Here is a 20819-nt window from a genome sequence, read left to right as displayed (position 1 = left end):
TCGGTCAGGCCGGCTTCCTTGGAACGTGAAGGCGGAACGCTTCTCCGGCCCACTCGAGGTATGTGGCTTCCGAATGCCAGTCCGAGAGTACCCATCGTTCGCAGCGGTGCCCATCCACCTCATGGATATGCACGGCGGGACGGTGGGTGTGTCCGTGGATCAAGGTCGGATAGCCTTTCGCGCGTAGCAGGTTTTCAACTGCCGTCGAATTGACGTCCATGATTTCCATGGACTTTTCCTGTTTCGCCTGTTCGCTGTGTTGTCGCAGCTGTTCGATGAGCTGGCGTCTTTCGGCGAGGGGGCGTTGCAGGAAGGACATTTGCCAGTCAGGTGTGCGTACCATCTGGCGATAATTCTGATAAGCAGCGTCGTCGGTGCAGAGCGCATCACCGTGGCTGAGGAGTACATCCTGATCGCCCAGACGGATCGTCGTCGGATCGGGCAGTATCTCCATTCCCGCTGAAGCAGCGAAGGTCGCCCCGAGCAGGAAATCGCGGTTGCCGGGGATGAATCCGATGCGAATCCCTTGCGTCCTCAGGGTTGCCAATGCCGTACCGACGGCGTGACTGAGCGGTGTTTCGTCGTCGTCGCCTGCCCAGTACTCAAAGAGGTCGCCGAGGATGTAGAGCGCTTCTGCGTCTCGGGCCGTCGAACCGAGGAAGGATAGAAAAGCCCGGACGTTGCCGGGCTCTTGCTCCGATAGATGAAGGTCGGAGATGAACAGGACCGTCATGAGATGACCAAGCGATGGCGATCCGTTGAAACGTTGCTTAGATGATTTCGGCGCGTTGGATCAGCACGTCCTCGACCGGGACGTCCTGATGAAAGCCGCTGGAGCCGGTGCGCACCGCCCGGATCGCGTCTACGACGTCCATGCCCTCGGTGACGCGGCCGAATACGCAATACCCCCAGCCTTGGATGTCCGGCGACCGGAAGTCGAGGAAATCGTTGTCAGCGACGTTGATGAAGAACTGGGCGGTCGCCGAGTGAGGGGCCTGGGTGCGGGCCATGGCGATCGTACCCTTCTTGTTCTTCAGGCCGTTGTCAGCCTCGTTCTTGATCTGTTCGCCGGTCGGCTTTTGCTTCATGCCAGGCTCGAAGCCGCCGCCCTGGATCATGAAGCCGTTGATGACGCGGTGGAATACGGTGTTGTCGTAGTGACCGGCGCTGACGTAATCGAGAAAGTTCTGAACCGTCACTGGAGCCTTGTCGGCATCGAGTTCGAGAGTGATGATTCCGAAGTTGGTGTGCAGCTTGACTGCCATGACTGTCTCCTGGGGCTTACTGTTTGGTGTTGGCGGCTTTGTCGCCTTGGATGACACGGACCGATTCGATCGTGACCGATTGTTGCGGAACGTCTTGGAAACCCTTGAGGTTGCCGGTCGGGACCTTTCCGATCTTTTGGACGACGTCGAGCCCCTTGGTGACCTTGCCGAAGACGGCATAGCCCCAGCCGTCACGCGAAGGGTAGTCGAGGAACTGATTGTCGGCCAGGTTGATGAAGAATTGGGCGGTTGCCGAGTGCGGGTTTGCGGTGCGCGCCATCGCCAGCGTGCCCACCTGGTTGCGCAGTCCGTTGCGAGCCTCGTTTTCGATCGGGGCGCGGGTCGACTTCTCCCGCATGTCCGCGTCGAAGCCGCCACCCTGGATCATGAAGCCATCGATGACGCGATGGAAGATCGTCCCGTTGTATTGGCCGCCCTGCACGTATTCAAGGAAGTTTGCGACGGACTTCGGGGCTTTGTCAGCGAACAGTTCGATCGTGATCGTACCCTGGTTGGTACGCATCTCGACCACCGGATTGGCTCCGAAGGCGTTGGCGAGCCACGCTGTGAGAAAAAACGAAATGAGGAAGCGTTTCATTGTTCTGACCATTGAGAGGGAGGGAAAGGATGAAGACGGCTCAGGCCTTGCCTTCGTAGACGATCTTCCAGCGGCCGCCTTCCTTCAGCCAATACTGGCGCTTGCGAATGCGGTCTGAGATGCCGTCGCTTCGATAGTCTTGTTCAAAGGTGACCACGACCATGTCTTCGCGTCCCGGGTTGCGGAACATGCTGAGCTTGTCGAGATTGACCTTGATCCATTTGCGGCTCTGGGCCACGTTACGCTTTTGCGCGGCCCAAGCAGCCAGATCCTGCTGATCGCTGCGGAAGTCCTTGGAATAATGGGACAGATAGCGGTCCACATCGACGCTTTCCCAATCGCGGCGCCAATGCTCGATGGTTTCTTGCAGGTTCTTGCGTTCCGACTGCCAGTTGTCGAGCGAAAGCCATTCGATTTCGTTGCTGATGATGACTGGGGTCAGGCCCACCTGCACGAAATTGGAGATCTGCAGGAAATCCTGGTTCGACATCGTCACGCAGCCTTCGGAGGCCAGCGGTGCCCGCGAATAGGTGTCGCTCTGAGTGCCGTGGAGCCAGATGCCATGCCCGGTGCGACCCTGCCGGCGGTCCCACTCGTTCGGATAGTTGATGGGAAATGCGCCGCTGCCATACAGGTCGGGGAGCTTTGCTTGTTCGATGAAAGAGGTGACCTGATAGACGCCGAGCGGGGTCTTGTTGTCGCCTTCATTCCGCTTGTCCACGCCACCCTTGCCGTGGCTCACATAGTAATCCGCGACAAAGCGAGGCTTCCCGGCTTCGTTGGCGTACACGTAAAGCCGCGCGCGCTTGCTGTCGACGACGATCGCGTACCGCTGGTCCGGGCTCATCTGCAGTAGGTAGCGCGGGATGTATTTTGACGTCGTGGGGCGTTCCCGGTACGCCCGCAATCGTGCGATGGCTTCTTCGCGAAGATCCCGGACCCGCTCGGCCGGCGCTTGAGCGTTCCCGAAGGTGGTAAGCGGCTTGGCGCGGGCGAGCAGGAGGTCGCCCTTGATCAGGTGGGCGAGACGGAAGTTCGGATAAGCGCGAATGAGTGCTTCGGTTCGCTCAAGAGCGGAGTCGAGGCGGTTGGCCTCAATCTCCGTGAATACGTATTCAAGCGAGGCATCGGGGCCCGAGTCGGAGATGCCCCGTTGCGGCGCGATAGGCGGCTGGGCAAATGCCGGGGCAATTGCCAGTAGGGCGAACAACAGTCGGACGAGAAACTTTCGTCCGGCAATCATGCACTTCATCCTCCAACACGCTCCTCGCGAATCCGCCAGGTGCCGTTACGCTTGACGAGCTCGATCGTCTTGTTCGAGCTGGCATTGAAGCCGACCGAATCGTAGTTCTGGCGGAAGCGTACAACCGCGACGTCGCCATCGACGGTCGCCTTCGGCTTCTCGATCTCGACAGCGATCTTGCCCGGTTTTGCAACGCGTTGTTCGCGCTCGTTTTCCCATGCCCTGCGTGACTGGCCGCCGGGCGGCCGGAAATCCTTGTCGTAGAAGCCCAGGTACGCCTTCACGTCCTTGCGGGACCATGCCTTCGCCCATGCTTCGACCGCCTGGATGGCGTCGTGTTCGGCGGTCGATGTCGCGCTGGCCGCGTGGGCTGCCGGCGCGGGCGCGGCGGCGTGGTTGTTGGTTGCCGCGGGTGCCGGGCTGGCGGTCGGTGCGGTGGATGCGATGGCCGGAGCGGCTGGTGTCGCCGCCGGGGCTGCGGCCGGAGCCGGCGCTGGCTGCGGAGTCGGGGCGGGTGCGGCAGATGCCGTTGCGACCGGACGCGATGCCGCGGTCGCTGCAGGAGCGCGCGGGGCGCTCTGACCCTTGCCGGAGGTGATCTCGCGAATCAGGGCAAGCTTCGACTGGGCCGCAGCGTTCGCGGAGTCGAGCTGCAGGGCCTTGTCGTAGGCCTGGCTGGCGAGGCGGGCATACACGTCACCCAGGTTTTCGTGCGCAGTCGCGTAGCTCGGATGAGTCCGGATCGCCATTTCGAGCGCGGCGCGGGCCTTGTCGTATTGGCGCTGCTGCGCGTACAAGACGGCGAGGTTGTTGTAGGGTTCCGGGAGTTCGGGGAAATCTTCGGTGAGCTTCTGGAAGACGCTGATCGCTTCATCCGGCCGATTCAACTCGGTCAGGGCAATGCCCTTCAGGAAGCGGGTCTGAGGATCCTTGGCGTTGGCGGCAAGCAGGCGGTCCGCCATTGCGAGCGCTTGAGAGTGTTGCCCCTGGTTCACGAGCGATTGAACCTGGGAAAGGGTATCGGCGGCATGAGCCGAAGGGTTCGAGCCGAGGGCCAGGACCAGAGCCGTAAGGGCGAGTGCGGAATTTGGGCGCATCTTCATTGTGTTAGAATCGCTCGGTTTCACCTTAATCCACGCGGATTAACGCGATATTCTAGCAAATAACCAGGCCCGCATCACATTTGGGTGCCCCGTGATGCGGCTTCTGCAGATACGCGTTGGCGCCACCTCGCCTTCCTCTTGCCTAGTGGAGGCGGTGGTCGATCCTCTGATGGCAAGTCGCTCTGCAATTCCGCCGGAAACGCCATGCTTCATATTCACAACACTCTGACACGAAAGAAAGAAATCTTTACCCCCATCGATGAGGGGAAGGTTCGAATGTATGTATGTGGCATGACTGTCTATGACTATTGTCATCTCGGTCATGCTAGAGTCATGGTTGTGTTTGATATGGTTGCGCGTTGGTTGCGCGCCAGCGGATATGACCTGACCTATGTCCGCAACATTACCGATATCGATGACAAAATCATTCGTCGGGCGCAGGAGAACGGAGAGTCGATCCGAGATTTGACCGATCGCTTTATCGCGGCGATGCACGAGGATGCCGACGCGCTGGGGGTGCAACGGCCGAATCACGAGCCGCGGGCGACGGAATTCGTGCCGCAGATGCAGTCGCTCATTGGGCGGCTGTACGACAAGGGCTTGGCCTACGTCGCGGAAAATCGGGACGTGTGCTACGCGGTGCGGAAGTTCGAGGGCTATGGAAAGCTGTCCGGCAAGACTCTCGACGAACTGCGAGCCGGTGAGCGTGTCGAGATCGTCGGCGAGAAGCGCGATCCGCTCGATTTCGTGTTGTGGAAGCACGCGCGAGTCGAAGAGCCGGCGGAAGTGAAGTGGAATTCGCCATGGGGCGACGGCAGGCCGGGGTGGCACATCGAGTGCTCGGCAATGAGTTCGCAGTTGCTCGGCGAACACTTCGACATCCATGGCGGCGGTCAGGATCTGCAGTTTCCGCACCACGAGAACGAGGTGGCGCAGTCGGAAGGGGCGCACGGACACGCTTTCGTTAACTATTGGATGCATAACGGCTTCGTTCGCGTCGACAACGAGAAGATGTCGAAGTCGCTCGGCAACTTCTTCACGATCCGCGACGTGCTCAAGCAGTACGACCCCGAGGTGGTGCGCTTCTTCATTCTGCGCGCGCACTACCGCAGTCCTCTGAACTATTCGGATGCCCACCTCGACGACGCGCGGCAGTCGTTGACGCGTCTCTACACTGCTTTGCGCAACGTCAAGACCGCGGGTGGGGGCGTCGACTGGACGGAAAGCCATGCGCAGCGCTTCCGCGCCGCGATGGATGACGACTTCAACACGGCCGAGGCGGTGGCGGTGCTATTCGACTTGGCCAACGAGGTCAATCGCACGGGTTCGGAGTCAACCGCGGCCCAGTTGAAGGGCTTGGCGGGCGTGCTGGGGCTGCTGGAGCGGGAGCCGCAAGTCTTCCTGCAGGGCGGCATTGGCGGTCAAGGCGGGGACGCCGACACGGCTGCGATCGAAGCGCAGATTGCGCAGCGGGCCGAGGCCAAGAAGGCCAGGAACTTTGCGGAGGCCGACCGCATTCGCGCCGAGTTGCTGGCGCAGGGTGTGGTGCTCGAGGATTCGGCGCAGGGAACGATCTGGCGCCGGGCCTGAGATGATGGGCTCAGGGACACGCCGGAAGTCTGGCGCTGTCCCTGATCCTTCGGCGCTTAGCCGCTGAAGAACTCTTTCACCTTGTCCATCCAGGACTTGGCCTTCGGGTTGTGACGCTCGGCGTCGCCGCTCGACACTTCCTCGAATTCGCGCAGCAGTTCCTTCTGACGATCGGTCAGGTTGACCGGCGTTTCCACAACGACGTGGCACAGCAGGTCGCCATGGACTTGCGAGCGGACGTTGCGGATGCCCTTGCCTCGGAGACGGAACACTTTGCCGCTTTGCGTTTCGGCGGGGATGCGCAGGCGCGCCATGCCGTCGAGGGTCGGGATTTCGATCTCGCCGCCGAGTGCGGCCGTCGTGAAGCTGATCGGCATCTCGCAGTGCAGATCGTCGCGGTCGCGCTGGAATACCGGGTGGGCGCGAATGTGGATTTCGACGTAAAGGTCGCCGGCTGGGCCGCCGTTGACGCCGGGTTCGCCGTGTCCGGCGTGGCGCAGGCGCATGCCTTCGTCGATACCCGCCGGGATCTTCACTTCGAGCGTCTTCTGTCGCTTCACGCGACCGGCGCCGCCGCAGTCGCGGCAGGGGTCGGGGATGATGCGTCCGGTGCCGTGACACTTCGGGCAGGTCTGCTGGATCGAAAAGAAGCCTTGCTGGATGCGAACCTGGCCCGCGCCGCCGCAGGTGGGGCAGGGCTTGGGCTGGGTGCCGGGCTTGGCGCCGCTGCCATGGCAGGTGTCGCACTCTTCGACGGTCGGGATGCGGATCGTCTTGTCGGCGCCGCGCGCGGCTTCCTCGAGCGAGATCTCGAGGTTGTAGCGCAGGTCTGCGCCGCGATAGACGTTGGAGCGACCGCGTGCGCCGCCGCCTCCGAAGATGTCGCCGAAGATGTCGGAGAAGGCGTCGGCGAAGCCTTCGAAACCCTGTGCGCCGGGACCCGCGCCCGCAGATGGATCGACGCCGGCGTGACCGTAGCGATCATAGGCGCCGCGCTTCTGGCCGTCGGAGAGGATCTCGTAGGCTTCCTTCGCCTCCTTGAACTTGTCCTCGGCGTCCTTGCTATCCGGATTGCGGTCCGGGTGGTGCTTCATGGCCAGTTTGCGGTAGGCCTTCTTGATTTCGTCGTCCGACGCGTCGCGGTTGACGCCTAGAACGTCGTAATAATCCCGTTTTGCCATCTTGCTGTTCGCTCTGCCAGGGAGATCCCGAGATCCCCGATCATGCAAAGGCCGAGCCGGCCAGTGAGGGCACTGGCGAAGGCTCGGCCGACATCTCGCCGTTCGGCGAACGATTACTTCTTGTCTTTGACTTCGGTGAACTCGGCATCGACGACATCGGCGTCGGCAGCCTTCGAGCCGCCCGGCGAGTTGCCGCCTGCTGATGCTCCTGCCGCGCCTTCGGCGGCGCCCTGGGTCTGGGCATACATCTGCTCGCCGAGTTTCTGGCTGGCCATCGCGAGCGCCTGCGTCTTGGCCTCGATGGTCGCCTTGTCGTTACCCTTCAGTGATTCTTCCGCTTCCTTCATGGCGGCTTCGATCTTCGCCTTTTCGTCGGCGCCGATCTTGTCGCCGTATTCGGTCAGCGACTTCTTCACCGAGTGCACCAGCGCGTCGCACTGATTGCGAGCGTCAACCAGCTCGTGGGCCTTCTTGTCCTCTTCAGCGTGCGCGGCGGCGTCCTGCACCATGCGCTGGATCTCGTCGTCCGAGAGGCCGGAGTTCGCCTGGATCTTGATCTTGTTTTCCTTGCCGGTCGCCTTGTCCTTGGCCGACACGTGCAGGATGCCGTTGGCGTCGATGTCAAAGGTGACTTCGATTTGCGGCATGCCGCGCGGGGCGGGCGGGATGTCCGACAGGTTGAACTGGCCCAGGCTCTTGTTGCCGGCGGCCATTTCGCGTTCGCCCTGCAGCACGTGGATAGTGACCGCGCTCTGGTTGTCGTCGGCGGTCGAGAACACTTGCGAGGCCTTGGTCGGGATCGTGGTGTTTTTCTGGATCAGCTTGGTCATCACTCCGCCCAGGGTTTCGATGCCCAGCGACAGCGGGGTGACGTCAAGCAGCAGCACGTCCTTGACTTCACCTTGCAGCACGCCGCCCTGGATCGAGGCGCCGACAGCGACGGCTTCGTCCGGGTTCACGTCCTTGCGCGGATCCTTGCCGAAGAACTCCTTGACCTTGTCTTGAACCTTCGGCATGCGCGTCTGGCCGCCGACGAGGATCACGTCGTCAATGTCCGAGACCTTGATGCCGGCGTCCTTCAGTGCGATGCGGCAGGGTTCGATCGTACGCTCAATGAGGTCGTCGACCAGCGATTCGAACTTGGCGCGGGTGATCTTGATCGCCAGGTGCTTCGGGCCAGTCGCGTCGGCCGTGATGTAGGGCAGATTCACTTCGGTCTGCTGCGACGACGAGAGCTCGATCTTGGCCTTTTCGGCGGCTTCCTTCAGGCGCTGCAGCGCGAGCACGTCGTTCTTGAGGTCGACGCCCTGGTCCTTCTTGAACTCGGTGACGATGTAGTCAATCAGGCGCTGGTCGAAGTCTTCGCCGCCGAGGAAGGTGTCGCCGTTGGTCGCGAGCACTTCGAACTGGTGTTCGCCGTCGATGTCGGCGATCTCGATGATCGAGATGTCGAAGGTGCCGCCGCCGAGGTCATACACGGCGATCTTGGAGTCGCCCGGCTTCTTGTCCATGCCGAAGGCGAGGGCGGCCGCGGTCGGCTCATTAATGATGCGCTTGACTTCGAGGCCGGCGATGCGGCCTGCGTCCTTGGTGGCTTGGCGCTGGCTGTCGTTGAAGTAGGCGGGAACGGTGATGACGGCCTCGGTGACTTCCTCGCCGAGGTAGTCTTCCGCGGTCTTCTTCATCTTGCGCAGCACTTCGGCCGAGACCTGCGGGGGGGCGATCTTCTTGCCGCGCACTTCGACCCAGGCGTCGCCGTTGTCGGCCTTCGCGATTGTGAAGGGCATCAGGTCGATGTCCTTCTGCACTTCCTTCTCTTCGAAGCGGCGGCCGATCAGGCGCTTGACGGCGAACAGGGTGTTCTTGGCGTTGGTGACGGCCTGACGCTTCGCGGGGGCACCGGTGAGGATCTCGCCGTCTTCGGCGTAGGCGACGACGGAGGGGGTGGTGCGCGCACCTTCCGAGTTTTCGATGACCTTGGGCTTGCCGCCTTCCATCACGGAGACGCAGCTGTTGGTGGTGCCCAGGTCGATGCCAATGATCTTGCCCATATCTGTTCCTTTTCAGTCTGTGGCGAAGGTGTTGTCGCGGTTCGCGACCTTTACGCCTCACCGGAAGTTCGGTTGTTCGTTAGATGCGGGTTGGCTCCGCGTTTTCAAGGTGTCGTCAGGCGCTTTTTGCCTTCGAGACCACGACCATCGCGGGACGCAACACGCGCTCGTTGAGCATGTAGCCCTTTTGCAGGACCTTGATCACGGTGTTCGGCTCGACGTCGGCCTCTTCCATGCCAATGGCCTGGTGGCGGTTAGGGTCGAAGCGGCTGCCGACCGGATTTTCGTCGGCGACGCCAGCAGCCTGGAACGCGGAGGTGAGTTGCTTCAGGGTGAGGTCTACGCCAGCGCGCAGGCTCTCGAGCGTCTGGTTCTCGACTGCAAGGGCGGCTTCGAGGCTGTCCTTGACGGGCAGCATCGCGTTAGCAAATTTTTCGGCGGCAAACTTCGAGGCCTTGGCGATGTCTTCCTGAGCGCGGCGACGAATGTTTTCGCCTTCGGCCTTGGCGCGAAGCCAGGCGTCGTAGTGTTCGGTAGCCTTCAATTCGGCCTGGCGCAGGGTTTCCTCAATGCTCGGCATCGTATCCGGCTGGGTTGCGGCGCCCTGATCGTTCGACTGGGGGGGGGCGGATTGCGAGGTCGCGACATTCTCCGGCAGTTCGCCCTGGATGTCGGCGGACGGCTTGTTTTCCTGCATGGGTCGAAACTCCCTGTCTTCATTAACGTTTGCGAAGTGGGGACGGGGTCGCCTTTTTCAAGGGGAGATCCAAAAAAATGTTTCGTGTGTTGCCGATGCCGGGGCGGCTGTGTCAGGATTGACCAATCCTCATAACTCATTGAGCATGATTGCGGGAACGTACGGATCGGCGATGAGCGATATTCCCCGGACAATCGGCAAGTACCGCATCGTGAAGGAGGTCGGGCGCGGTGCGACGGCGGTCGTCTACATGGGCGAATCGCCGGATTGGCCGGAGCCCGTGGCGATCAAGCTGATCCGCTTCCAGGACCGGAGCCGCGACGAGGCAAAGTGGAACCGGCGCCTGCTCAAGTTGCTGAAGGCGGAGAAGGCGGTCGCAAGCCGTCTGGACCACCCCCACATCATCCGCATCCACGAGGCCGAAGTGGAGCCATCCCAGGCTTACGTGGTGATGGAGTATTTTCCCGGCGAGTCGCTGGAGCGGTTCTGCGGTTTCGAGCGGATGTTGCCCGTCCACCGCGCGATCGGCATCGTGTTCAAGTGCTGCATGGCGCTGGATTACGCATATCGTCAGGGGATCGTGCATCGTGACATCAAGCCGGCGAACATCCTGGTCGATGATCGCGACAACGTGAAGATCACCGATTTCGGTTTGGCGCTCAACATCAACAAGAAAGTGGAGGCGGACTCGACCTTCATCATGGGGGTGGGCTCGCCTGCCTATATGAGCCCTGAGCAGATCAAGGGCTATCCGCTGAACCAGAAGACGGACCTGTATTCGCTCGGAGTGGTGCTCTTCCACCTCCTGACGGGACGCTTGCCGTTCCGGGCGAGCAATCCGGCGCAGCTGATCTACAAGATCATCAATGCTGATCCTCCGCGGGTGTCGCAGCTCAATCCGGAACTGCCCGAGCAGATGGACGCCGTGATCCGCAAGGCACTCGAGAAGGATCTGTATTCCCGTTACAAGAACGGGGCGGAGTTCGCCAAGGACCTCACCGCGGTACGTTTCCAGATCGTCGACGATCGTTACGTTCCGCCCGATACCACGCGCTTTTCGCAACTGCGCAAGCTCAGTTTCTTCACCGAGTTCGGTGATGTCGAGCTGTGGGAAGTGCTGAGAATCTGCTCCTGGCGTGCCGCCGAGCCTGGCGCGCTGCTGATCCGCGAAGGGGATGCCGATCAGCGTTTCGGGATCCTCATCGAGGGCGAGGTGGAAGTCTCCGTTGAGGGGCGGCGGGTGTCCTGTCTTGGTCCGGGTGAAGTATTCGGTGAACTGGCCTGGCTCGACAATATCGATCACCGGCATCCGATGTCGATCGTTGCCACTGCCCGCTGCGCGTATGCCGAAATCCATCCCGCTGCGCTTGCACTGGCGACCGACGAACTGCGGGAGTTGTTCCGTACGACCTTGTCGACGGTCGTGGCCAAACGTCTCGGCGCCGCGGCGCGGGCACTCGCTCAGCATGGCGAACCGGCTGCGGCCGGGCAAATCACCGCGACCACGATTCTCGACCTGCAACTGGTCGAGGATTGAGCGGGGCCGGCTGTCGCTAGACGCTCAGATCGATCTGGTTGACGGTTCCCGCGCTTCCATCTTCATGGAGATAGACGCCGCTGGTGCGCATTTCGCCAAGGCTGTTGTTGGCCGCCCCGCGCAAGGAAAACGGCGTTGCCACATTGCCCAGATAGAGCGCGCCCACGCCGGCTTCGGCGGCAGTCTTGAGGCTTCCTGCGCCTTCCGTCGCGGGTGACCATACGCGCAGTTGGCCAAAAGCGGCATCGGACTCGTCGATCCAGCCGTTCTTATCGCTGTCGAGCGCGGCGAGTTCACCGAAGCCGCTGCCGGTCGAGGGGCCAAACAATTCGCCGCCGTCGTCGATGCGCCCGTTGTCGTTACGATCGATTGCGAGATAACCGGTGCCGCCTGCGAGCATCGGGAGGGATTCGGCAGTGCCGTCGGCGTCGAGGTCGAAGGAAAAGCGTGTATCCGAGAGCGCGGCGGCGGGACCTGCGAAGTCGAGTACGAGCGGATCCTTCATCTGCGCGTCGCCCAGACGCATCTGTACATCCTTGGTTTCGCTGTAGTTGCGCTCCATGGAAAGGTCGAGCTTGAAGCGGATCTCCTGCCCGTCGGCCGTCTTGACGGTGCCTTGCGCAGCGAATCGTGTCTGTTCGTGTTCCTGATACTTGGCGTGGTACTGGTAATCGACGCCGAATCTGGCTCGGCGCGGCCCTTGTTGCTGTGCCGGCGCTGGCGCGTCGGGCACCGTGGGGGCGGCGGGGGCTGCGTCCGGGCGCAGGTCCTTCGCGTCGACGGTCTTGACCGATTTTCCGGTCAGGGCTTCGATGAGTTGCTTCAGGAAGCGCATGCGCGGGTCGGCATCGATCGTGTCGTCATCGTTGTCCGTCGCCCCGGCTTCCTGCAGGGCGCGGGCTTCCTTCGAAACTTCAACCTGGGCACGCGCCGCCTCGCGTACGACGGTGCCAATGTCGTTACCGCCGTTTGCGCCGCCGCGGCGGTTCCCGACCCACATTTCGAGGCGCTCGTTCGATTCGAAGCTGCTGGTCGCAACGTGGGACGACTGCAGTTGCACGCTTGCTGACGCGATCTTCATGGCCGTCCCCTGTGATCCAGTTGCCCACAGGTATTAACGGCCGGGCCGTGCGAAACTTGAGCGGCTCTAAATTTCGTCTCGGCGGCTCGTCGAATCAGCGCCTTCCACGGCGCATCGTGATTTCGATCCGCGAATCGGTTCCGTCCGACAAGGCGATGCTGACCAGCCACGTCAGCAGGCTGTAGAGGAGGGCGCCCCAGAAGGCGGTCCAGAAATCCGCCACCTGCACGCCACTTACCAGTCCGGTCGCTGCCCAAAAAAGCAGCGCGTTGATGATCAGCGTAAACAGCCCAACCGTCAGCACCGTGATCGGTAGGGTGATCAGAATGAGGATAGGCCGGATCAGTGCGTTGATGAGCGCAAGCAGGAGTGCCGTCACCAGCGCTGCGGCGTAGCTGTCGACGCGCAGGCCGCCGAGGACCTCTGGCAGGAGCAGTAGTGCGACCGCATTGAGCAGCCAACGCAGCAGAAGGCGGATGCCGGGGCTCATATCAGCATTCCGCGCCGGCCATGCGTGCCCGCTCGGCAGTCGCCGCCAATGCGTCGCCGCTCGCGGTGGGGATCGAAAGCCAATTGCCCAGATGATCGCGCACGAGAGCGGAAAGTGCCGCGATCCAGTCGTCCCGCTCGTTGAGGCAGGGAATGTAGTGAAAACTCTTGCCCCCGGCGCCGAGGAAGGCTGTCCGACATTCCATCGCAATCTCTTCCAACGTTTCGAGACAGTCTGCGGGGAAACCGGGGCACATCACGTCCACCCGCTCCGTTCCTTGTCGGGCGAGTGCTTCGAGAGTCGGCTGGGTGTAGGGCTTGAGCCATTCCGCCTTGCCGAAGCGGGATTGAAAGGTGAGCTGCCAGCGGTCGTCGGGCAACTGGAGCGCCGCTGCCAGCAGACGAGCGGTCTTCTGGCATTCGCAGTGGTAGGGGTCCCCGAGGTCGAGCGATCGACGTGGGATACCGTGAAAACTCATGATCAGCTTGTCGCCTTGACCGTTGCGCATCCAGTGGTCGCGGACGCTTTGCGCCAAGGCGGCGATGTAGCCGGGTTGGTCGTGGAAGTTACGCACGTAACGGATTTCGGGCAGATTCCGCCAGCGAGTCATGCAGCGCGCGACTTCGTCCATCACGCTGGCGGTGGTGCTCGCGGCATATTGGGGGTAGAGGGGAACGACCAGAATCCTTGTGCACCCGTTGGCTTTCATCCGGTTCAGCACGCTCGCGACCGACGGTTCGCCATAGCGCATCGCCCATTCAACCTGCAAGCCGGCCGCGCCGGCATGACCCAGGTAGCCCGCGAGCAGTTTTGCCTGTTTCTGTGTGTGCACCTTCAGCGGGGAGCCCTCATCCATCCAGATGCTGGCGTATTTTTCGGCAGACTTTTTCGGGCGGACGTTCAGGATGATGCCGTTCAGAATCGGCCACCAGACGAGTTTCGGAATCTCGACAACGCGTGGGTCGGAGAGAAATTCCTTGAGGTAGGGGCGAACGGAGGCGGCTGTCGGGCTGGTGGGCGTGCCCAGATTCACGAGCAGGATGCCCGTGCGCGTGGGCGTGCCGTGGGAATAGGCGGGTTCGGTCCAGTAACGGGCCATGGGCTTCCTTGTGCGGGGAGAGTGGGACGCGCTCAGTTGACGCTCGACAAGGCGTTCGAGAGAAGGCGTGCCGTGATATCGACGATCGGAATTACGCGATCATAAGCCATTCGGGTCGGTCCGATGACGCCTACGGAGCCTACGACCTGGCCATTGACCTCGTAGCCGGACGTCACGACGCTGCAACCATCGAGTTGCGCGAGGCCGGATTCGTCGCCGATGAAGATCTGTACCCCTTGTGCCCGATTGGACAGGTCGAGCAGCTGCATCAGCCCGGTCTTTTGTTCGAACAGCTTGAAGAGCTCGCGTAGATGCGCGACGTTGGAGGACAGCTCTTCGACATCCAGAAGATTCGTCTCGCCGGACAGCACGTAGCTGCTGGTGTCGTCGTGCGCTGCGGCCGTACCGGCCTCGACCGTGGCGTTCAGAAGTTCGCTCATGTCGGCCCGCAATTGCCGGAGTTCGTCGCGGATCCGGGCGCGGATGTCGTTGAAGCCGAGTCCGGCAAAGTGCTCCGTCAGATAGTTTGCCGCCATCGTCAGCTCGGCGGGCGAATACGAATGTTGCGTGATCAGGATACGGTTCTGCACTTCTCCACTCATCGACACGATGATCAGCAGGATGCGGTTCTCCGACAGGCGGATGAATTCGATCTGGCGAATCTTCAGCGTGTCGCGGCGCGGCGACACCACGACCCCCGCAAACTGGGTCAGCTCGGAGAGGAGGTGGGATGCTGCACTCAGAAGCCGTTGGGGCTGGTCGGGCTGCAACTGACCTTTCAGCTCGCGTACCTGCTGTTGTTCGAGCGGCTGCACGGTCAGCAGCGAGTCGACAAAGAAGCGGTATCCCATCGCCGTCGGAATGCGTCCGGCCGATGTATGCGGGCTGGTAATGAAGCCCATCTCCTCGAGATCGCTCATTACGTTGCGCACGGTCGCGGGGGATAGTTCGAGTCCCGAAAAGCGCGATAGCGCACGCGAACCGACGGGCTGCCCCTCGACAATGTAATGTTCGATCAGGGTCTTGAGCAGGATCTTGGATCTGGGGTCAAGCTTCGTCATGATGTTTGGGGCCATTTCCGACGATTCTAGGGAAGTGGCACCACCTCTGCCAAGGGCCTGGAAGGTTGTGGTTTAATCTAAGGCATGGCGCATAAATTTCATACCGTTGCCCTGATCGGCAAGTACCAGAGTCCAGACGTAGCCGGAGCCGTCTTGTCCATCGCGGGCTTCCTTCGCGAGAAGGGCTTAGCGGTATGGATCGAGCAGGGAACGGCGAGTTCCATCGGCCTCGTCGGCGAGTTTGCCACCGCAACCTACGACGAGATCGGAGTTCAGGCGGATCTGGCGGTCGTCCTCGGCGGGGACGGTACGATGCTCAACACCGCGCGGCGCCTGTGTGAGCATTCTGTTCCGCTGGTAGGGATCAACCAGGGGCGGCTCGGGTTCCTCACCGATATCGGGCGCAACGACGCATTGACGAAACTCTCGGAGATGCTCGAGGGCCGATATTCGGAAGAATTGCGCGCGATGCTCGACGCCGAGGTTCTTCGCGGCGGGCGCCGTGTGTTTCATACGCTGGCGCTCAACGATGTGGTCGTCAACAAGGGCGACCTCGGCAGGATGATCGAATTCGATCTGTCGATCGACGGCGAGTTCGTCTATAGGCAGCGGTCCGACGGGATGATTCTGACGACGCCCACCGGCTCGACGGCCTATGCACTTTCTGCTAACGGCCCCATCCTCCACCCGACGGTCGGGGGAATTGCGCTCGTTCCGCTGTGTCCGCACGCACTGACGGCGCGGCCGATAACGCTGCCGGACACCTGTCGCATCGAGATCGCGCTTCTGCCGCCGCACGACGCAAGCGTGCACGTCGATGGGCAGAGCCGCTTTGATGCGCATGCCGGCGACCTCGTGCGCGTCACGCGTTCCCCCAAGGCGGTCCGGCTCTTGCATCCCGAGGGATACAGCTACTTCGCCATGTTGCGGGAAAAGCTCCACTGGAGCGCGACCCCCCGCCTTCCCTGAACAACCACGAATTGCGACGTTCATGCTCCGCCGTCTGACCATACGGGATTTTGTCATCGTCGATCGTCTGGAACTTGATTTTCAGGACGGTTTTGGTGCCTTGACCGGCGAAACCGGTGCGGGCAAGTCGATTCTGCTCGATGCGCTCGGGCTGGCGCTGGGAGGTCGGGCGGAGCCGGGTGCTGTCCGCGTGGGCCGCGACAAGGCGGATATTTCGGCGGAGTTCGACTTGCCGCCGACTGGCGAACTGATGCGGTGGCTATCCGAGCACGATCTGCCGGACGACGAGGGCGTCGTGATCCTGCGGCGCGTCGTCGAGTCCGGTGGCCGTTCGCGGGCCTGGATCAACGGCGTGCCCGTCACTCAGACGCAGTTGCGCGAAGCCGGGGACTGGCTCGCCGATATTCATGGTCAGCATGCCCATCATGCCCTGCTCAAGGCGGATGCCCAGCGAGCCCTCGTGGATGGTCACGCGGGAGCGGCGGACCAGGCGGGCGAAGTCGCAGCCCGCTTTCGCGCCTGGCAGCTGCTCGCCGAAAGACGCAGGGCGGCCGAGCACGACTCGGCAGCGTCCGAACGAGAGCGCGAGCTCCTTGCGTGGCAGATCAGCGAGGTCGAAGAACTCGCGTTCGAACCTGCGGCGTGGGATGAACTGAATACCGAGCACTCGCGCTTGGCCCATGCAGCCGGGCTGATGGAGGGCGCCGACGAGGTGGTCGCAACGCTCGGCGACGGCGATCTCTCCGTGGCGACCTTGCTGCGCCAGATTCACGTACGGATAGAGTCGATGTCGGGTATCGACAGCGGACTCGAGGAGGTGCGGGAGCTGCTATCCGGCGCGGCAATTCAGGCCGACGAAGCCTTGCACAGCTTGAGGCGCTACCGGGATCGTCTCGACTTGGACCCCTCCCGGCTTGCGCAGATCGAGCAGCAGATCGGGCGGGTGACCGATATCGCGCGCAAACATCGCGTCGTGCCCGAAGAACTGCCCGGGCTGCTGGCAGGCTGGCAGCGCAGGCTCGAATCCCTCGTTGCCGACGCCGACCCGGTGCGACTCGCGGAGCAGGAAGAGTCGGCCCGGCGTGAGTACGAAGCCGCTGCGGAGCGCCTCTCCGTCGCCCGTCGTCCTGCAGCGAAAGCCTTGTCGCAGGAAATATCGGACGCGATGCAGACCCTCGCCATGGCCGGCGGACGCTTCGAGGTGGCGCTGGAGCCTTGTGCCCCCACGGCGCATGGTGTCGAATCCGTCGAATTCCGCGTCGCGGCCAACCTCAATCAGCCGCTGCGGCCCCTCGCAAAGGTTGCGTCGGGGGGCGAACTGTCACGTATCGGCTTGGCGATCCAGGTGATCACCAGCCGCGAATCGGCAACGCCGACACTCATTTTTGACGAGGTCGACGTCGGCATCGGGGGCGGTGTCGCCGAGATCGTCGGACGCCTGCTTCACCGCCTCGGGCAGTCGCGGCAGGTATTGTGCGTGACGCACTTGCCCCAGGTCGCTGCCTGCGCAGACTGGCAGTGGAATATCGCAAAGGCAAAGCACGGAGAGGAGGTCCTCAGTGCCGTCACGCCACTGGACGTGTCCGCGCGTATCGAGGAAATTGCCCGAATGCTGGGCGGTGTGAACATCACGGACACCACGCGCCGCCATGCGGCGGAGATGCTTGCGGCGGACCGCGCCGGCGCCGTTTGAGTTAAAACGGCGCCAGGTTGCCGCCTGCGACCTTATTCGCCCAGCTTCCGGTTAGGACAATCCTTGCGCAGGCAATCGGCGTAAAGATAGAGCGCATGCTCGCGGACGGCAAAGCCGCGTTCTTCCGCGACCTTGTTTTGCTTGCGCTCGATTTCCGGGTCGAAGAATTCCTCGACCTTCCCGCATTGGATGCAGACCAGGTGGTCGTGGTGACCGCCTTCCTTGAGTTCGAAAACCGCCTTGCCGGACTCGAAGTAGTGACGTTCGAGGAGGCCGGCTTGTTCGAACTGAGTCAAGACGCGATAGACAGTCGCCAGTCCGATGTCCATGCCTTCCGCTGTCAACAGACGATAGACATCCTCCGCCGTCAAGTGACGCACGTCGGACGTCTGGAAGAGGTCAAGAATCTTCAGGCGGGGGTAAGTGGCTTTCAAGCCGATATTTTTGAGGTTTTGCGAATTCTCAGACATGATGGCCCCGTTGGGTCGCGAGCGTGCCGGCAGCACATGGCCGCTGTCTGCCTATGATATATTTTTTCGGCTGTGCCTGAGAACGATTCGCCGTTCGGCGCCAATGACCAAGACTCTATACATGCGTTTAAAGACATTTGCGGCCGCGATGGCCGCCGCCGGCCTGTTGGTCGGATGTTCCTTCACCACGATCACCGATCGCATCAACCCCTACCGTATCGACGTGCGACAAGGCAACTACGTCGATCAGGAGATGGTCGCGCGGCTCAAGAAAGGCATGACGCGCGACCAGGTGCGCTTTGCCCTGGGTACTCCACTCGTAACGGACGTCTTTCACGCAACGCGCTGGGATTACGTCTATTCATTTCGTCCCGGCCGCGGCGAACCGCAGCAGCGGGTCCTAAGCGTTTTCTTCGATGGTGACAAGCTTGATCATGTCGAAGGGGATGTCACTCCTGGGGATTCGTCAGCGCCGGCCGTGCAGGCCGAGCGCAGCAGGGTGATCGAGATCGAGCCCGCGCCTGCGAAGAATTGATTCCGCCAATCCAGGAAGTGTTGAGATGAGTGTGTTGCGAATTGCGATTGCCGGTGCATCCGGCAGAATGGGGCGGATGCTGATCGAGGCGACGCTCGAGGACGACGGAGTCGTGCTGGCCTCGGCGTTCGACCGGCCCGGCACGCCGTTCATCGGTCGCGATGCCGGCGAACTTGTGGGTGCGGCCTGTGGTGTGGCTATCACCGACGACCCTCGTGCCGCGATCGCGGCAGCGGATTGCATCATCGATTTCACGCGTCCCGAAGGCACGCTGTCCCATCTCCAGCTGGCACGCGAACTGCGTAAGTCCATCGTGATTGGCACGACGGGGTTTTCGACGGCCGAGAAGGAAGTCATCAACGCTGCTGCCCAAGAAATTCCGGTCGTATTCGCGCCGAACATGGCCGTCGGAGTGAACGCCGTGTTCAAGTTGCTCGAGGTTGCGGCGCGCATCCTCAACGAGGGCTACGACGTCGAGGTCATTGAGGCCCACCATCGTTTCAAGGTGGATGCCCCGTCAGGCACTGCGCTGCGTATGGGCGAGGTTGTTGCGCGCGAGCTCGGCCGGGATCTCGAGACCTGCGCGATCTACGGTCGGGAGGGGGTTACCGGCGAGCGCAAAGCCGAGACGATCGGTTTTTCGACGATTCGCGGCGGTGACGTCGTCGGCGACCATACGGTTCTGTTCGCAGGCATCGGCGAACGCATCGAGATCACGCACAAGTCCGGCAGCCGCATGCCTTACGCGCTCGGCGCAGTCCGCGCAGCGCGCTTCCTCGCGGGGCGGTCGAGCGGCTTGTTCGACATGCAGGCGGTCCTTGGCCTGAACTGAGGTCGGCGGGTACGGGATCCGCAGCGTTGCCTCTGGCTCCGCCAAACGCTACAATTCGTCGATTAGATAGCGGGATTAGCCGATCGGCTCGTCCCGCTTTTTTCACAAACGGGGGCTGGCCTACAGGTTGCCCCTGTCTTTTCGGCTGAACTCAGGAGTTTGTCGTGACTGCTTCCCCGCCCGCTCTACTAGCACTTGCCGACGGGACGGTATTTTTTGGCAAGGGAATTGGCGCGGCCGGCAGCACGGTTGGTGAGGTCGTTTTCAACACCTCGATGTCCGGTTACCAGGAGATCCTTACCGACCCGAGCTACTGCCGGCAGATCGTAACGCTGACCTATCCCCATATCGGCAATACCGGCATCAATCGCGAAGACGTCGAGGCGACCCGCGTGCATGCCGCGGGCCTCGTCATCCGCGACCTTCCCATTCTGCCTTCCAATTTCCGCATGGAGCAGACGCTGGACGCCTATCTGAAGGCGGAAAACGTCGTGGCCATCGCCGGGATCGATACCCGAAAACTGACCCGTATCCTGCGCGAGAAGGGCGCTCAGGCGGGCTGCATCGTCACCGCCGGGGAAGGGCAGGCGCTCAACCCGGAAGCGGCTGTCGCTCAGGCGCGCGACTTCCCCGGGCTTGCTGGCATGGACCTCGCAAAGGTCGTCAGCACCGACCGGTCCTTCCCCTGGACCGAAGGCGAATGGAAGCTCGGCGCCGGCTACGAAGCGCAGGCGAACGCGCGGTTCCACGTCGTCGCCTACGACTTCGGCGTCAAGGCAAATATCCTGCGGATGCTGGCGAGCCGCGGCTGCCGCCTGACCGTCGTGCCGGCTCAGACCCCCGCCGTCGAAGTGCTTGCCCTCAATCCGGACGGGATCTTCCTGTCCAACGGTCCTGGAGATCCGGAGCCCTGTGATTACGCGATCGCAGCGATCCGCGAGTTCCTGTCGCGCGGCATACCGACCTTCGGCATCTGTCTTGGCCACCAGTTGATGGCGCTCGCCTCCGGCGCGCGCACCGTCAAGATGAAGTTTGGTCACCACGGCGCGAACCATCCGGTCAAGGACCTGGACTCCGGTCAGGTGCTGATCACGAGCCAGAACCACGGCTTCGCGGTTGATGCCGACACGCTGCCCGCGAACCTGCGCCCGACGCACGTATCGCTCTTCGACGGTAGCCTGCAGGGGATGGAGCGGACCGACGTGCCCGCGTTCTGCTTCCAGGGGCACCCGGAAGCGAGCCCCGGGCCGCACGATGTCGCCTACCTGTTCGACCGCTTCATCAAGTTGCTCGAAGCGCGCAAATGATTCGCAGGCGGCAGCCT

The 20819-nt window shown here is 62.2% G+C and carries 20 protein-coding genes; 7 read left to right on the top strand and 13 right to left on the bottom strand.

Features of this window, described 5'->3' with window-relative positions; genetic code table 11:
- Positions 1 to 4 precede the first annotated feature (4 nt).
- Genes AZKH_RS15340 through AZKH_RS15320 form a run of 5 tightly spaced genes read right to left on the bottom strand, consistent with a single transcriptional unit; the run spans position 5 to position 4209 of the window.
- The gene (locus tag AZKH_RS15340; RefSeq protein WP_015436704.1) at positions 5 to 733 is read right to left on the bottom strand and encodes a UDP-2,3-diacylglucosamine diphosphatase; all 729 of its coding nucleotides are present in this window, start codon (positions 731 to 733) and stop codon (positions 5 to 7) included.
- Positions 734 to 770: 37 nt separating this feature from the next.
- On the bottom strand, positions 771 to 1265 hold the full coding sequence (locus AZKH_RS15335) for a peptidylprolyl isomerase (protein WP_015436703.1): 495 nt from the start codon (positions 1263 to 1265) through the stop codon (positions 771 to 773).
- A gap of 16 nt (positions 1266 to 1281) precedes the next feature.
- On the bottom strand, positions 1282 to 1863 hold the full coding sequence (locus AZKH_RS15330) for a peptidylprolyl isomerase (RefSeq protein WP_015436702.1): 582 nt from the start codon (positions 1861 to 1863) through the stop codon (positions 1282 to 1284).
- A 40-nt stretch (positions 1864 to 1903) separates the two neighbouring features.
- Entirely contained in the window at positions 1904 to 3115 is a 1212-nt protein-coding gene (locus AZKH_RS15325; protein WP_015436701.1) for a murein L,D-transpeptidase family protein, read from the bottom strand.
- A complete protein-coding gene (locus tag AZKH_RS15320; protein WP_041656251.1) occupies positions 3112 to 4209 on the bottom strand; it encodes a nuclear transport factor 2 family protein in 1098 nt (365 codons plus the stop codon). The genes AZKH_RS15325 and AZKH_RS15320 overlap by 4 nt, the downstream gene beginning before the upstream one ends.
- A gap of 204 nt (positions 4210 to 4413) precedes the next feature.
- Here AZKH_RS15320 and cysS point away from each other — a divergent pair, with 204 nt between their 5' ends.
- Positions 4414 to 5799 (top strand): cysteine--tRNA ligase, encoded by a 1386-nt coding sequence (cysS, locus tag AZKH_RS15315; protein ID WP_041656249.1) that lies wholly within the window; start codon positions 4414 to 4416, stop codon positions 5797 to 5799.
- Positions 5800 to 5855: 56 nt separating this feature from the next.
- On the opposite strand, the gene dnaJ is transcribed toward cysS, so the two are convergent.
- From dnaJ to grpE, 3 genes are all read right to left on the bottom strand, one after another.
- The gene (gene dnaJ, locus AZKH_RS15310) at positions 5856 to 6980 is read right to left on the bottom strand and encodes a molecular chaperone DnaJ (protein ID WP_015436698.1); all 1125 of its coding nucleotides are present in this window, start codon (positions 6978 to 6980) and stop codon (positions 5856 to 5858) included.
- A gap of 113 nt (positions 6981 to 7093) precedes the next feature.
- Positions 7094 to 9031, bottom strand: a complete 1938-nt coding sequence (dnaK, locus tag AZKH_RS15305; protein WP_015436697.1) for a molecular chaperone DnaK — start codon at positions 9029 to 9031, stop codon at positions 7094 to 7096.
- A 115-nt stretch (positions 9032 to 9146) separates the two neighbouring features.
- On the bottom strand, positions 9147 to 9728 hold the full coding sequence (gene grpE, locus AZKH_RS15300) for a nucleotide exchange factor GrpE (protein WP_015436696.1): 582 nt from the start codon (positions 9726 to 9728) through the stop codon (positions 9147 to 9149).
- Positions 9729 to 9900: 172 nt separating this feature from the next.
- Between grpE and AZKH_RS15295 the strand changes: the two genes are divergently transcribed.
- The gene (locus AZKH_RS15295; protein ID WP_041656247.1) at positions 9901 to 11265 is read left to right on the top strand and encodes a serine/threonine-protein kinase; all 1365 of its coding nucleotides are present in this window, start codon (positions 9901 to 9903) and stop codon (positions 11263 to 11265) included.
- A gap of 16 nt (positions 11266 to 11281) precedes the next feature.
- Here the strand turns inward: AZKH_RS15295 and AZKH_RS15290 are convergent, their stop codons facing one another.
- The 4 genes from AZKH_RS15290 to hrcA form a co-directional block, all read right to left on the bottom strand.
- Positions 11282 to 12346: a hypothetical protein gene (locus AZKH_RS15290; protein ID WP_015436694.1), complete on the bottom strand. Its 1065-nt coding sequence runs from the start codon at positions 12344 to 12346 to the stop codon at positions 11282 to 11284.
- 94 nt (positions 12347 to 12440) lie between these two features.
- Positions 12441 to 12836 carry a phage holin family protein gene (locus AZKH_RS15285; RefSeq protein WP_015436693.1) on the bottom strand — a complete coding sequence of 132 codons (396 nt, stop codon included), beginning with the start codon at positions 12834 to 12836 and terminating at the stop codon, positions 12441 to 12443.
- A gap of 1 nt (position 12837) precedes the next feature.
- Positions 12838 to 13935 carry a ferrochelatase gene (gene hemH, locus AZKH_RS15280; RefSeq protein ID WP_015436692.1) on the bottom strand — a complete coding sequence of 366 codons (1098 nt, stop codon included), beginning with the start codon at positions 13933 to 13935 and terminating at the stop codon, positions 12838 to 12840.
- Between the two features lie 32 nt (positions 13936 to 13967).
- Positions 13968 to 14996 (bottom strand): heat-inducible transcriptional repressor HrcA, encoded by a 1029-nt coding sequence (gene hrcA, locus AZKH_RS15275; protein WP_041657390.1) that lies wholly within the window; start codon positions 14994 to 14996, stop codon positions 13968 to 13970.
- A gap of 84 nt (positions 14997 to 15080) precedes the next feature.
- Here hrcA and AZKH_RS15270 point away from each other — a divergent pair, with 84 nt between their 5' ends.
- Together AZKH_RS15270 and recN are read left to right on the top strand one after the other, a co-directional pair.
- The gene (locus AZKH_RS15270; protein WP_015436690.1) at positions 15081 to 15965 is read left to right on the top strand and encodes an NAD kinase; all 885 of its coding nucleotides are present in this window, start codon (positions 15081 to 15083) and stop codon (positions 15963 to 15965) included.
- Positions 15966 to 15987: 22 nt separating this feature from the next.
- Complete coding sequence (recN, locus tag AZKH_RS15265) at positions 15988 to 17658, top strand: DNA repair protein RecN (RefSeq protein ID WP_015436689.1); 1671 nt, start codon at positions 15988 to 15990, stop codon at positions 17656 to 17658.
- Between the two features lie 32 nt (positions 17659 to 17690).
- Here recN and fur read toward each other — a convergent pair whose 3' ends face one another.
- The gene (gene fur, locus AZKH_RS15260; RefSeq protein ID WP_041656246.1) at positions 17691 to 18128 is read right to left on the bottom strand and encodes a ferric iron uptake transcriptional regulator; all 438 of its coding nucleotides are present in this window, start codon (positions 18126 to 18128) and stop codon (positions 17691 to 17693) included.
- Between fur and AZKH_RS15255 the strand changes: the two genes are divergently transcribed.
- From AZKH_RS15255 to carA, 3 genes are all read left to right on the top strand, one after another.
- On the top strand, positions 18082 to 18663 hold the full coding sequence (locus tag AZKH_RS15255) for an outer membrane protein assembly factor BamE (protein ID WP_231874417.1): 582 nt from the start codon (positions 18082 to 18084) through the stop codon (positions 18661 to 18663). The genes fur and AZKH_RS15255 overlap by 47 nt on opposite strands.
- 25 nt (positions 18664 to 18688) lie before the next feature.
- Positions 18689 to 19495, top strand: coding sequence for a 4-hydroxy-tetrahydrodipicolinate reductase (gene dapB / locus AZKH_RS15250; RefSeq protein WP_015436686.1), 807 nt, complete (start codon positions 18689 to 18691; stop codon positions 19493 to 19495).
- A 164-nt stretch (positions 19496 to 19659) separates the two neighbouring features.
- Entirely contained in the window at positions 19660 to 20802 is a 1143-nt protein-coding gene (gene carA / locus AZKH_RS15245; protein WP_015436685.1) for a glutamine-hydrolyzing carbamoyl-phosphate synthase small subunit, read from the top strand.
- Positions 20803 to 20819 lie beyond the last annotated feature (17 nt).

Origin of the sequence: Azoarcus sp. KH32C, assembly GCF_000349945.1 — a bacterium.
In the GTDB taxonomy this organism is placed as follows: Bacteria; Pseudomonadota; Gammaproteobacteria; order Burkholderiales; family Rhodocyclaceae; genus Aromatoleum.
Note: the sequence above shows the minus strand (reverse complement) of the source record. Positions and strands in the feature narration are given on the sequence as shown.